At 63.7% G+C, this 12521-nt stretch carries 13 protein-coding genes and 3 pseudogenes; 9 read left to right on the top strand and 7 right to left on the bottom strand.

Features of this window, described 5'->3' with window-relative positions; translation table 11 throughout:
- Positions 1-2: 2 nt before the first annotated feature.
- Together NWF22_RS16675 and NWF22_RS16680 are read left to right on the top strand one after the other, a co-directional pair.
- Positions 3-1163 (top strand): thiolase family protein, encoded by a 1161-nt coding sequence (locus NWF22_RS16675; RefSeq protein WP_202399090.1) that lies wholly within the window; start codon positions 3-5, stop codon positions 1161-1163.
- A gap of 131 nt (positions 1164-1294) precedes the next feature.
- Positions 1295-1561, top strand: a complete 267-nt coding sequence (locus NWF22_RS16680; protein ID WP_325064881.1) for an alcohol dehydrogenase catalytic domain-containing protein — start codon at positions 1295-1297, stop codon at positions 1559-1561.
- On the opposite strand, the pseudogene NWF22_RS16685 reads toward NWF22_RS16680, so the two are convergent.
- From NWF22_RS16685 to NWF22_RS16695, 5 genes and pseudogenes are all read right to left on the bottom strand, one after another.
- Positions 1444-1788, bottom strand: a pseudogene (locus NWF22_RS16685) (DDE-type integrase/transposase/recombinase); the annotation flags it as partial. The gene NWF22_RS16680 and the pseudogene NWF22_RS16685 sit on opposite strands and share 118 nt — an antisense overlap.
- An 87-nt stretch (positions 1789-1875) precedes the next feature.
- Positions 1876-2078 (bottom strand): annotated as a pseudogene (locus NWF22_RS24590) (IS3-like element IS987 family transposase); the annotation flags it as partial.
- A gap of 74 nt (positions 2079-2152) precedes the next feature.
- A complete protein-coding gene (locus NWF22_RS16690) occupies positions 2153-3130 on the bottom strand; it encodes an NAD(P)H-dependent flavin oxidoreductase (RefSeq protein WP_160904423.1) in 978 nt (325 codons plus the stop codon).
- 74 nt (positions 3131-3204) lie between these two features.
- On the bottom strand, positions 3205-3309 hold the full coding sequence (locus NWF22_RS24595) for a hypothetical protein (protein ID WP_373692019.1): 105 nt from the start codon (positions 3307-3309) through the stop codon (positions 3205-3207).
- Positions 3294-3938, bottom strand: a pseudogene (locus tag NWF22_RS16695) (SDR family NAD(P)-dependent oxidoreductase); the annotation flags it as partial. The pseudogene NWF22_RS16695 and the gene NWF22_RS24595, both read right to left, overlap by 16 nt.
- Positions 3939-4195: 257 nt before the next feature.
- Here NWF22_RS16695 and NWF22_RS16700 point away from each other — a divergent pair.
- The gene (locus NWF22_RS16700; RefSeq protein WP_160904351.1) at positions 4196-5032 is read left to right on the top strand and encodes a mycofactocin-coupled SDR family oxidoreductase; all 837 of its coding nucleotides are present in this window, start codon (positions 4196-4198) and stop codon (positions 5030-5032) included.
- A 172-nt stretch (positions 5033-5204) separates the two neighbouring features.
- Here NWF22_RS16700 and NWF22_RS16705 read toward each other — a convergent pair whose 3' ends face one another.
- Positions 5205-6095: an IS3 family transposase gene (locus NWF22_RS16705; protein ID WP_160904350.1), complete on the bottom strand. Its 891-nt coding sequence runs from the start codon at positions 6093-6095 to the stop codon at positions 5205-5207.
- Positions 6092-6352 (bottom strand): transposase, encoded by a 261-nt coding sequence (locus NWF22_RS16710; protein ID WP_258321181.1) that lies wholly within the window; start codon positions 6350-6352, stop codon positions 6092-6094. Before NWF22_RS16710 ends, NWF22_RS16705 begins: the two co-directional genes overlap by 4 nt.
- 421 nt (positions 6353-6773) lie before the next feature.
- On the opposite strand from NWF22_RS16710, the gene NWF22_RS16715 reads away from it, so the two are divergent.
- The 6 genes from NWF22_RS16715 (at position 6774) to NWF22_RS16740 (ending at position 12521) form a co-directional block, all read left to right on the top strand.
- Entirely contained in the window at positions 6774-7967 is a 1194-nt protein-coding gene (locus NWF22_RS16715) for an IS110 family RNA-guided transposase (RefSeq protein ID WP_160904348.1), read from the top strand.
- A gap of 588 nt (positions 7968-8555) precedes the next feature.
- Positions 8556-8960, top strand: a complete 405-nt coding sequence (locus tag NWF22_RS16720; protein ID WP_160904347.1) for an STAS domain-containing protein — start codon at positions 8556-8558, stop codon at positions 8958-8960.
- 187 nt (positions 8961-9147) lie between these two features.
- Positions 9148-10179 (top strand): hypothetical protein, encoded by a 1032-nt coding sequence (locus NWF22_RS16725; protein WP_160904422.1) that lies wholly within the window; start codon positions 9148-9150, stop codon positions 10177-10179.
- Between the two features lie 89 nt (positions 10180-10268).
- Complete coding sequence (locus NWF22_RS16730) at positions 10269-10871, top strand: NUDIX hydrolase (RefSeq protein ID WP_160904346.1); 603 nt, start codon at positions 10269-10271, stop codon at positions 10869-10871.
- A gap of 94 nt (positions 10872-10965) precedes the next feature.
- On the top strand, positions 10966-11766 hold the full coding sequence (locus NWF22_RS16735; RefSeq protein WP_160904345.1) for an enoyl-CoA hydratase/isomerase family protein: 801 nt from the start codon (positions 10966-10968) through the stop codon (positions 11764-11766).
- Positions 11763-12521 carry an SDR family oxidoreductase gene (locus NWF22_RS16740; protein WP_160904344.1) on the top strand — a complete coding sequence of 253 codons (759 nt, stop codon included), beginning with the start codon at positions 11763-11765 and terminating at the stop codon, positions 12519-12521. Before NWF22_RS16735 ends, NWF22_RS16740 begins: the two co-directional genes overlap by 4 nt.

A 12521-nucleotide genomic window follows, 5' to 3' on the forward strand; every position in this document is an offset into this window, starting at 1 on the left:
ACATGGGTTCTCTCTCGCGTGATGTTGCGATTGTCGGCGTGGGCTTTTCGCCCTTCAGTCGTCGAGGGCTCGACGACCCGAGAAAGCTGGCATACCTGTCGTGCACAGGGGCACTGGCAGATGCCGGCCTGCTCGCCGACGATATCGACGGCATGTACCACTATCGTTTCGAAGACGACATACCGACGCACGACGTCGCGCGAATGCTCGGCATGAGCGACCTGGCGGTGTGGGGTGATCTGTCGCCCAGTACGGGGCCCTCGGGGCTTGTCAGCGCGACAGAAGCAATCATGGCGGTTGCGTCCGGTGCCGCCGAGACCGTCCTCGCGCTGCGTTGTATGACCCGGTCGACCGGCTACGCCGGAGCGGTCTCCACCGACAGTGCTCCCGTTCGTGGTGCCGAGCAATATCTTGCGCCGTACGGCTGGGCAGGTGTCCTGATGGGCATCGGAATGCGGAAGCGGCGCCGTTTAGCCGAACTCGGCGGTAGTGAGGAGGATTACGGTCACGTTGTCCTGAACGCGCGAAAGTGGGCCGCACTCAATCCGCAGGCTGTGCTGCGCGAGCAGATCACGATGGACGACTACATGAACGGCCGGATGATCGCTGACCCGCTGAGGGTGTTCGACTGCGACTACCCGGTCAACGGGTCGGTCGCGGTGATCGTCACCACGGCAGAACGTGCCAGAGATCTGCAGCAGACGCCTGTGCTCGTTGACGCGATCGCGTATTCGAACGGGGGCAATCCGGATACCCGGTGGATCTTCGGCGACGACTTCTTGTATGGCGGCGCCAAGTTGTGTTCGGACCGACTCTGGTCGCGGTCTCAGTTCACGGCAGCAGATGTCGACACGGCCCAGCTCTATGACGGATTCACCTACTTGACCATCGCCTGGGCCGAGGCGCTCGGATTGTGCGGCGATGGTGAGTTCGGCGACTGGATCGACAGCGGAAAGACGATCGGCCCCGGCGGGAAGATGCCGATGAACACCAGCGGCGGGCACATCGCGGAGGGCAGAGTCCACGGATTGCAGTTCCTTGCCGAAGCGGTGGTCCAACTTCGTGGGCAGGCAGGGGAGCGACAGGTACCCGGGGCCAAGGTTGCTGCGGTGACGAATGCCGGTGGGCCGCAGAATGTTGCGATGGTCGTCAATGTCGCATGATCGAGCCGAGTGTCGGGGACACGTATGAGGGCCTGGCAGTTCACCGAAACGGGCACCCCTGTGGAATTGGTCGAGTGGCCTGACCCGGAGCCGGCACCGGGTGAGGCGTTGATTGCCATAAGGCATCCGGGTTGTGTCATTCGGATGTCTCGGCCGTCGACGACCCAGCGTGGTTGGGCTACTTCCCGCGACGGCCCATCGTGCTCGGGCACGAACCGGCTGGCGTGATCTCGAAGTTGGGTGTTGGGGTCACGGATTGGGCGATCGGAGACCGGGTCGGTGCATCTGTCACCAGGTTCACCGTCATCTCCGTGGCCACCTTCCAGCCAACAATCGTGCGGGCAAACACATCGATCACGAAAGCCGTATACGCCCAACCTGATTTGGTGCCACAGTAGGTGAAATCAGCCACGTACAACCGGTTGGGTGCCGCGGCACAGAACTGCCGGTCGACCAGATCCGCCGGCCGCTGCGCACCCGAGTCGGGCACGGTTGTGCGTACCCGCTTCTTCTTGCTCGCGCCACGCCATCCCATCTCCCGCATAACCCGTTCAACAGTGCATCGAGCAACATCTATACCTCTGCCACGCAACACTATCCAGGTATTACGTGAACCCAGGATCTGCGCCAGCGGTTGCTGCTTGCGCAGCGAGTGAATCGCGTCGATGACGTACGCATCGCGCAGCACACGGGCGCTCGGGCCGCGATTGATATGCTCGTAGTACGTGGACGGGGCGATGCGCCACCCATGCTCAGAGAGCACAGTACACATCGAATCGACACCCCAGACAAGACCATCCGCACCCACCCGATGTCCCTGGTCGGTGCGGATGAAGTCCTCGATTGCCGGTGTGGCCGGTCGATCTCGGCCGCGAAGAAAGCCGATGCCGCTTTCAGGATCCCATTCGCCCGTCTGGGCTTTCTCCCTTTAAGACGAACCTCCGGAAACACCGGGACGGATCGGTTTCTCCTGGGCAATCCGCACACGCTTACTGGGTGAGGGCAGGAAGTGTGTCCGATATCAGTGCTTGGGCCTCATCCATGATCGTGGCGACCACCCGGGCGCAGGAGTCGACTTCGAAGATCAGTCCCTGAGCTTGACTCGCCCACCACATGCCGCCATCCATGACGCCTTTATCCAGGACCTCCGACCGCCCACGTGCGCCTGAGGCGAGGTGGGCAATGTCTGCGAAGGTTGCGCCGGGACGACTCGAGATCTCGACGATCTCTTCGGAGACCGCGTTGCGAGCGACGCGGGCGGTGTTGCGGAACTGACGAAACACGATTTGTGTCGAGCGCTCGTCATTGGCCACGATCTGCTGTTTCACGTTGTCGTGGACGGGCGCTTCAGTAGTGGCCACAAATCTGGTGCCCATGTTGACCGCGGATGCACCCAACGCGAGTGCCGCAACGAGTCCGGCGCCGTTCGCGATCCCGCCAGAGGCAATGATTGGAATCGTCAGCTGCCGTGCTGCGGCATTGATCAGGACGAGGCCCGAGACATCATCTTCACCCGGGTGCCCTGCACACTCGAACCCGTCGATGCACACCGCGTCGACTCCGAGCTTCTCTGCCTTGACGGCGTGCCGAACTGAGACAGCCTTGTGGACAACTTTGACCCCGGCACCCTTGAGCGCCGGCAGATGTGGGGCGGGGTTGGCGCCGGCGGTCTCGACGATCTTGACCCCGCCGTCGATGATGGCATCCCGGTACTCGTCGTAGGGGACCGGTTCGATGGTAGGCAGAATTGTCAGATTCACGCCGAACGGCTTATCGGTCAGCGACTGTGTGCGGGCGATCTCTTTTGCCAGCGCTTCAGGGGTGGGTTGCGTGAGTGCTGTCAGAAAGCCGAGTGCTCCCGCGTTTGCCACAGCGCCGATCAGCTCGGCCGTTCCGACTGCGGTCATTCCACCGCAGACGATCGGATGGTCGATTTTGAATGTCTCGGTAAACGCGGTCTTCAACACTTCTTCCACTCCCTCGATGATGCGGACCTGCCGGGATTACATTGCGCGAGCGCGCTTGTTCGCACGGTTCGCGCTCATACCAGCAGCGGACCAGCGAGGTCGCCCCCGTCAGCGACGAAGTCCGCGCCAGTGGAATATGACGAATCGTCGCTCGCAAGGTTGACGACCAGATTAGAGATTTCAGATGGATCGCCCGCTCGACCAAGGGGCCGAAGTGGGAACTGAAATCACCCTCCGCCGTCATCGGTGTGGCGATGACGCCCGGGCAGATCGAGTTGACACGGGTGCCGCGGCCTCCTAATTCCAGTGCAGCCGAACGTGTGAAGCCTCTCAACGCCCACTTGCTCGCGGTATAGCCGTGCATGCCGGCTTGACCTCGAAAGCGGGCACCGGAGGCGATGTTGATCACCGACGACGGAGCCGCGTCGGTGAGTGCTTGCAGCGCAATCGTGGTTCCGATGAACGGTCCGGTGGTGTTGACGGCCAACATTCGATCCCAATCGGCCCGTGTGTACTTCCCGAGCCGGGCGTGCTGGACGATTCCCGCGTTGTGCACCAAAACGTTGAGTTTGCCGAAGTGACGGAGTGTTTCAGCGATCGCGTCTGTCCAACCGGCCTCGTCGGTGACGTCTAGGTGCACGTAATGCGCAGCGGGACCGAGGTCGGCTGCGAGTCGGCTACCGACGCCATCTTGAACATCTGCGACGACCAGGGCACCACCGTGAGCAACTACCGCCCGGCAGTGTGAAGCTCCCATCCCTTGCGCACCACCCGTGACGATGGCCACCTTACCCGCAAGCCGCGTCATGGATGCCTCCCTAGGGCGTTGCAGTAGTCGTTGTATCTATAGTCGTGAACGCACATATATGTCACCAGGGGGCATCGTTCGTAGGCATTTCGTGAATTGCTTTGAAGGTCGCGCTCGAAATCGATCTCAGGCTATCAACGTCCGTTGACGTTGACAAACTCTAGTACTAGAGTGATTCAAAGGGGCGACCAACCCATGACCACCCAGGCCAGACCGGCTGGTCAAACAGAATACGTGCCGGAGCGAAGGGTAATGAAGTGGGTCAGTTTCTTGGAAAGGTCGCACTGATAACTGGCGCCGGACGTGGCCAAGGACGGGCACATGCCGTCCGGCTGGCCGGAGAGGGTGCATCCATAGTCGCCCTCGACTTACCGGCGGAATCGGCTCTCTCGGTTGACTATCTGCTGTCGAAACAGTCGGATCTCGAGGAGACGGCTCGACTGGTCACGGAGACCGGCTCGAGGGTGCTGCCACTTGCTGTTGACGTACGAGACCAATCCGGTCTGGATGACGCCGTCGCATCTGCCATGTCCTCGTTCGGAAGTGTCGACGTGGTCTGTGCCAATGCTGGGATCGCGCAGCGACCTGGAAATGCTTGGGAGATAACCGATGAGACATGGCAGGACGTTCTCGACATCGACCTCACGGGGGTCTGGCGCACCCTCAAAGCGGTGATTCCGTCCATGATTGAACTCGATAAGGGCGGCTCGATCGTCATCGTCGGCTCTTCGCTCGGAATTAAAGCACAGCGCAACCTGGCGGCTTACATCGCCGCCAAACACGGAGTCACGGGTCTGATGAAGGCTTTCGCTCTCGAACTCGCTCCATATCGGATCCGAGTGAACTCGGTGAACCCATCGTCTGTTGCCACCGATATGTTGCTCAGCGACAGATTGTTTCGACTCTTCCGTCCTGATCTTGACAATCCTACTGCGGATGATTGTCTTGACGCTTTTCGCTCGCTAAATGCGTTGCCGGTCCCGTGGGCCGAGCCAGAGGACATCAGTGCAGTCGTCTCGTGGCTGGCTTCAGATGAATCCCGTCATGTGACCGGTGTCGCCTTGCCCGCTGATGCCGGGGCAACCCTGCTGTGAACTAAGCCCTCATGATGCGAGTAAACGGTTGAGTTCGGCCTTTGGCGAACTGCTGTCGAACATGTAGACGACCTTACGGTCCCCATGATCCGTCCCGGTGTTTCCGGAGAGCTCAGGTTGTGAGTGCCTCCTCCGGATTGAGGGTGGGGCTCCCCCGAAATAGTCGACACGGTTAGCTTGATTGTTGGCTTGTCGGTTCGGCGGTCTCGAAGTGGATAGGTGAGATCATTCCCAACGCCGTGTGTCTCCTGTCAGGATTGTAGAATCGGATGTAATTATCAAGTCCTGCAGTCAGATTCGAGATCGTGTCGTAGGCGTGGCGTTTGTAGTATTCGCGCTTGACCGTCGACCACAGCGCCTCCGCGCCGGCGTTGTCCCAGCACATCCCGGTCTCGCCCATAGAGCGTTTGAGGCCGTGCTTGGAGCATGCGGCAGCCATGTCGTGGCTGGTGAATTGGCTGGCTCGGTCGCTGTGCATCACGGTGCCGGCCACCGACCCGCCGCGGGTGTGCACCGCGGCGTCGACGGCGGCCACGACGAGCTCGGTGCGCATGTGGTCGGCCACCGCCCAGCCCAGTATCCGGCGCGAGTGCTCATCGCGGATCGCGCACAGATACACATCACCTTCCTCGCAGGTCAGGTACGTGATGTCCGAGGTCCACACGGCGTCGATCCGCCCCTGGTCGAACTGATGGCCTACCCGATCGGGCGGGAACGGCGCGTTCGGATCGACCTGAGTGGTGGTCTTGAACGTGCGTGGGCTGATGCCCTCGATGCACATCTCGGCCATGATCTTGGCCACGGTGTTCTCCGAGGCCGCCACGCCTTCGGCGTGCAGGTCAGCGGTGATCCGCGGCGAGCCGTAGGTGCGTTGCGACGCCTTCCAGTGCGCGGCGATCTTGACCTCGAGATCCCGACGCCACTGCTGACGTGCCGTCGGTTCGGTGTGGCGTTGCCGAGTCCCCCAGGCATAGAACCCGGAGCGTGAAACACCTTGCGAACCAGCCAGTTTCGAGGTGTCGTGGTCGGCGCACTCCGCGGTGATGAGCTCAAACTTGCTCACCGATGTTGTTGCGCCGCAAGGTGCGCCGATACGTTTTTCAGGAACGCGATGTCCCGATGCTTCTCGGTGACCTCCGCACGAAGTCGGGTCAACTCCGCGCGCCCGCTGCCCGAGAGCTCGCCATCGGGCGGGGCGTCACGCACCTGGTCGATGACACCGTCGCGAAGTCGTTCGGTACGAACCCATTTACCCAACAAGTTCTCATGCACGTTCAACTCACGTGCGATTTCAATGATCGGCCGGCCGCCGTCGTTCACCCGACGAGCAGCCTCCACCTTGAACTCAGGTGTGAACGACCGACGCGTCCTGGACATGGCGACATCCTTCCAGCAGGACCCCTCGCCCCGCTATCTCGGGTGTCCACTGAAACTGGGGATCCTCAGACCGCACTTGCGCACACGATCCTGAAGTGCCGGCGCTCCCGCCGTCTCCGGCCTCCAGGCTCCCCGTTACCTTTTTCGTAGCTCTTGACCAAGGGGCTACGGTCGCCAGATCCGGTATGACTTCCTGCCCCTGTCGCACGCATGATCCGGGGGTGGTGTCGCCGGATGTGGTGGACGTCGATGGACCGCTGATAGGGACAGGGCCGCTCGATCGTGGAGCAGGTCTCCTCGTAACGTGGGTGCCGGGCATGGACGTCGGATCGGCGACCGTTCTCGTTCGACGAGAAGGGACCTGATGAACACCGACTACGCCGTGTTCTGCGGCATTGACGTGGGGAAAAGCGAACATCACGCCGTCGCGTTGACCGCCGACGGCGCCCGAGTCTACGACAAGGCACTGCCCAACGACGATCGCCGATTGCGTGCGGTCTTCGACCGGCTCACCGGCCACGGACCGATGCTGATAGTCGTCGATCAGCCCAACACGATCGGCGCCCTACCGGTGACCGTCGCCCGCGCCTGTGGCCACGATGTCGGCTACCTGCCAGGCCTGTCAATGCGGCGAGTGGCCGACCTCTACCCAGGCCAGGCAAAAACCGATGCCCGCGACGCGTTCATCATCGCCGACACTGCCCGCACCATGCCCCACACCTTGCGCCACGTGGACACCGGCGACGAGACGCTGGCCGAACTCGGCGTCCTCGTCGGTTTCGACGACGACCTCGCCGGTGAAGCCACCCGGATCAGCAACCGCATCCGCGGACTGCTCACCAGCATCCATCCCGCCCTCGAACGTGTCCTGGGGCCACGCGTCACCCATCCGGCGGTGCTGGAGATGCTCTCCCGTCACGGCGGGCCACAAGGACTGCGCAAAGCTGGGCGCCGCAAACCGACCACTATCGCCACGAAGCACGCACCCCGCATGGGTGCCCGCCTCGTCGATGACATCTTCACCGCACTCGACACGCAGACAGTCACCGTGCCCGGCACCACCGCAGCCGACACCGTTCTACCGAAACTCGCCGACACCTTGAAAGAGACACTGCTGCAAAGAAAATCAATCGCCGACCAGATCGAGGAAATGCTTGATGCGCACCCTCTTTCGGAAGTCCTGACCTCGATGCCCGGCATCGGCGTCAGGACCGCAGCCCGCATCCTCCTCGAAGTCGGTGACGGCTCCGCGTTCGCCACCGCCGGCCACCTGGCCGCCTACGCCGGCATCGCCCCAGTCACCCACCGATCCGGCACCTCCATCCGCGGCGAGCACCCCGCCCGATTCGGCAACCGCAAACTCAAACGCGCCTTCTTCCTCTCCGCGTTCGCCGCGCTGCACGACCCCACCAGCCGCGCATACTACGACCGCAAACGCGCCGAAGGAAAGAAACACAACGCCGCCCTCATCTGCCTCGCCCGCCGACGCTGCGACGTCCTCCACGCCATGCTCAGAAACCGCGAACCCTACCGCCAACCATCACCAGCAGCCGCTTGACAAGAACCATAGGGACACCCCCCTACGGCCCTGCGCCTCCCGGCCTCCCGCTCCTGCGCGACCGTCGGGGCCCCACCCTCCGGGCACCCCACCGTCCGCGCTCCCGCTCCCAGCCTCCAGGCTCCGGTCCTGCGTTCCCGCCTTCCGGCCTCCACCGGCTCCCGCTCCGGCGAACTCCATTACGGGGAGCACGGACTCAAACGAATCTGCGCTGCCGCCGGACCCCTCCGGGGATCGGTTGCCACAGGAATCGTTCTTCCATGGCTTGTGCGCAGATCCGCTGTTAGGCGGAATCGACCGCATCTCGGCTCCCGTACCCTCGGCCAGTTGACGTAGGCATTCCGCGACTCGTGGACTCCGCGGAGTCGATGACCAGCAGCCGGACCGCCCATTGAGTTTCGGAGCGAGTGCGCGCCGAGATGGTGTTCCGTGACTGTTCCGAGACCGGCCATCTCGGTGCGGTATCACTGGTCTCCTGCGCGGGCGTGAATGTCGGCTCCCGTCGGTAGCTTGGAACCACCGGCGGGATGTGGCACAGAGCGCGTCCGTGACGGCGGACGAGTACCCCTGCGACGATCGGTGAATGCCATGACGATTGCTCCGTTCCACACTGATGACCAGCACGACACGATTGACGTCGTCGATGTCATCGGCTCAATGGAAAGCACTCGGCAACAATCGGTTCCGTTGTACGAGTGCACCATCGAGCAGCGCTCCGAAGGTAGCGTCCACGTGCACGTCGCCGGCGAGATCGACCTCGCGGCATGCGGTGACCTCCAGCGGGCGCTGAATCGCGCGAGTCTCGGGTCTGCTCGAGTGCTGGTCGATCTCTCCGACGTCACCTTCATGAGCCCGCGCGCGGTCGGCGCAATCGCCGAACACCCGATCGCGGGGACCGGCCGGATCACGGTCCTGGCGCCGACGCGCCCGACGCGATTGCTCTTCGACCTCTTCGGGGCCGGCGGCCTGCTCGAGGACGAACAACTCTGGTGAGTGTCGACATGGAGGCACCCCTGCCCTCCCGTGCGGGCACACGAGCGGAGAACCGCGTCTGAGCTGACCATTGCACCGACTCATCTGATCGCGTGAACGTGCCCGTCAGTGGTCATGATCGCGCAATACTGCGTCAATGACATCGCGACCGGTGACATCGCGAGCGACGCGCAATCGGGCGAACGCGGTGGTGGTCCGCAGCATCTACGGCACCACGTCGGTGGAATGGTTCCTCATCTTCGCGATCGGGACCATCCTGGTGACGCGGCTCTGCCTTCAGCTCACCGGGTATCCGCAGGTCGGCGGCGGGACGTTGCACATCGCGCACGCCCTGTGGGGTGGCGCGCTCATGATGCTGGCGTTGGTCATCAACTGGCTGTTCCTGGGGCCGGCCACCAGGATCACCACGATTGTGATGGGGGGCATCGGCTTCGGTCTGTTCCTGGACGAGATCGGCAAGTTCATCACGAAGGACAACGACTACTTCTATGGCCCCTCGGCCGAGATCATGTACATCCTCGTCGTCCTGGTTTTGCTCATCAGCCGTCTCGTCCGGGATGTCAAGACGCCGACGGTTGCCGAGGCGATGGCCAACGCGGCCACCATCGCAGCCGACGGAATCTCGCATGGTCTGCCAGCTCGCCGGCGTCGGCAGGCGGTCGGCTTCCTCGAGGTCGCGGCGGCACAAGGTGCCGACCCCACCGCGATCGGTCACATCCGGGGGTTGCTCGAGGCGAGCGCAGAGACGCCGGATCGGCTGATGCGGCTGCGTGATCAGGCGGCCGGACTGATACCCAGAGTGTTCCGCAGCCCGCACTGGGTATCGGTGGTGGGCTGGTTACTTGTTGCCAGTTCGGCCTACACCTTGGTGATCGGTGTGTTGGCCTGGATCTTCAACAGCCGGGGGACTGACGAGGTCGACCTCTACTTCGAGATCAGCCGAAATGCGACGGCGAGTTGGATTCTGTTCGTCAGCGGCATCGTCACCCTCGGGTTCTCGTTGCCGGCGATGCTCGCGCGCCGACGCATCGACAGGGCGTGGCCGCTACGGTCACTACGGATGGCGGCGTTGGTGTTCACCCTGACCAACGCGCTGGTCGATTTCGCCCTGGAAGGGTTCGGTGCCCTGCTCAATCTCGGTATCGGGCTGTTCGGGCTTGCCGTGATCAGCTATCACCTCGGGCGGCAGAACTCGGCCCGCAACCACATACGGATCTGACATTCACACACGAAACAACCACCGTGGATGACAGTTACCCATGTGGACACACCCAGCACCGGCGAGCGTGGTCATGGTCAACTGGGAGGGTGAGCACTCTCGACCGCGCCGCCGTCGCCGCGCGGCTCTCCGGATTCGAGCGCCGGGCGGTCGACCTGCCCGACGCACGCGCTGCTGCGGTCGCCATCACCATCGCCGAGCGGGACGGGCGGCACGGCATCTGGCTGACCAAACGTCCGGCCACGATGCGTCGCCATGCAGCGCAGTACGCGCTGCCCGGGGGGCGGCTCGATCCGGGTGAGGACCAGCCGACGGCGGCACTGCGGGAGTTGCACGAAGAGATCGGCGTGCAGTTGCCGGCCGGCAGCGTGCTCGGCATGCTCGACGATTATCCGACCCGATCCGGGTTCGTCATCACGCCGGTCGTGTGCTGGTCGGACGGGTCGCACGTACCCGCCCCCAACCCGGACGAGGTCGCTCAGCTGTTTTTCGTGACCTTCGACGAACTGATGGTGGAGCCTCGGTTCCTCACCATTCCGCAATCCGATCGCCCCGTCATCCAGCTGCCCATCGTCGGTGCGTTGGTCCACGCGCCCACCGCGGCCGTGATCTACCAGTTCGCCGAAGTGGTCCTGCGCGAACGTCATACCCGTGTAGACGGTTTCGAGCAGCCGGTATTCGCCTGGCGTTAGATTCGGCGGCCCCTGTTCGGATCGATCCGCCACGTGGTGGTACGAACAACATCATGACCATATATGTGATTTCCGACATGGCACGGTGTGGCCGATGAGCACTGTGACCGTCGAGCATCGCGGGCAGATCGCGATCGTCACGATGGACCGCCGCGACGCGATGAACACGCTCAACGCCGACATGGTGCGCGATCTCACGGCCGCACTCGACGACCTCGACGGTGACCAGGGGTGCCGCGTGGTGATCCTCGCCGGTGCCGGTCGGGCGTTCTGCGCCGGTTTGGATCTGCGCGGGTACGGCGACGACGGCGCGGACGAGCACCGCGGCGCCATGATCTCGAGTTTCGAACGGCAACAGGACATCGCCGGCCTGGCACGGCGAATCCACGGACTGCGCCAGCCGGTCATCGCCGCCGTCAACGGTGCGGCCGCCGGTGGCGGACTGGCGCTGGTCTGCGCCAGCGACATCCGGATCGGGTCGGCGGACAGCGTCTATGCGGTCGGGTTCATCCGGGCCGGATTCTCCGCCTGTGACATCGGGGTGTCCTGGCTGCTGCCGCGCCTGGTCGGCACCGGCCGGGCGCATGAGCTGATGTTGACCGGCCGGAAGTTCGATGCCGGCGACGCGTTGCGCTACGGCCTGCTCGTCGACGTCGTCGAGCAGGCCGACCTGCTGGCGACTGCGATCGCCACCGCCGAATCGATCCTGGCGAACCCGCCACTCTCGGTCGAGTTGACCAAAGTAGGGATGTGGGCGGCGGTCGAATCGAACTCGTTCTCCGCGACCGTGGAGTTCGAGAACCGGCAACAGATGATCACCGCGATGACCGACGACCGGAGCGAGGCGACCGCCGCGTTCCTCGAAAAACGACGACCGGAGTACCGACGACGATGACCGCAGACCTCTTCGACATCCGCGGAAAGACCGCACTCGTCACCGGCGGCACCAGCGGGATCGGCGCGATGATCGCGCACGGTCTGGCCGAACGCGGCGCGCGGGTGATCATCGCCGGACGCAAGGAGTCCGCGCTGGCCGACGCCAGAGCCGCCGGCCTCATCGCATTCCAGGCCAACCTGTCCACCCCGGAGGCCTGCCGGGAACTCGCGGCCCAGGTCGCCGGCGAGGTGGAGCAACTCGACGTTCTGGTGAACAACGCCGGAGCCACCTGGGGTGCTCCGATCGAGGAGTTCCCGGATGCCGCTTGGGACCGGGTCCTCGACCTCAACGTGCAGGCCCCCTTCGTCCTCACCCAGGCGCTGCTGCCGCAGTTGCTCGCCTCCGCAACCGCCGACGACCCCGCGCGAGTGATCATGATCGGCAGCATCGACGGCATTCGGGTACCGCAGACCGAGTCGTACTCCTACTCCGCCAGCAAGGCAGCTGTGCACCAGTTGACCCGGCACCTCGCCGGTCATCTCGGGTCGCGCAACATCACCGTCAACGCCATCGCGCCGGGCCCGTTCGAGTCGCGCATGATGGCGCACTTCCTGGCCGAACGTGGTGACGAGATCGCGGCGTCCTCGCCGCTGGGCCGCATCGGACGTGCCGACGACGTGATCGGCACGACGGTGTACCTGGTGAGCAGGGCCGGCAGCTACCTGACCGGTGCGGTCATCCCCGTGGACGGAGGGATTTCCACCACGCGCTGA

Origin of the sequence: Gordonia mangrovi (assembly GCF_024734075.1) — a bacterium.
Classification (GTDB): domain Bacteria; phylum Actinomycetota; class Actinomycetes; order Mycobacteriales; family Mycobacteriaceae; genus Gordonia; species Gordonia mangrovi.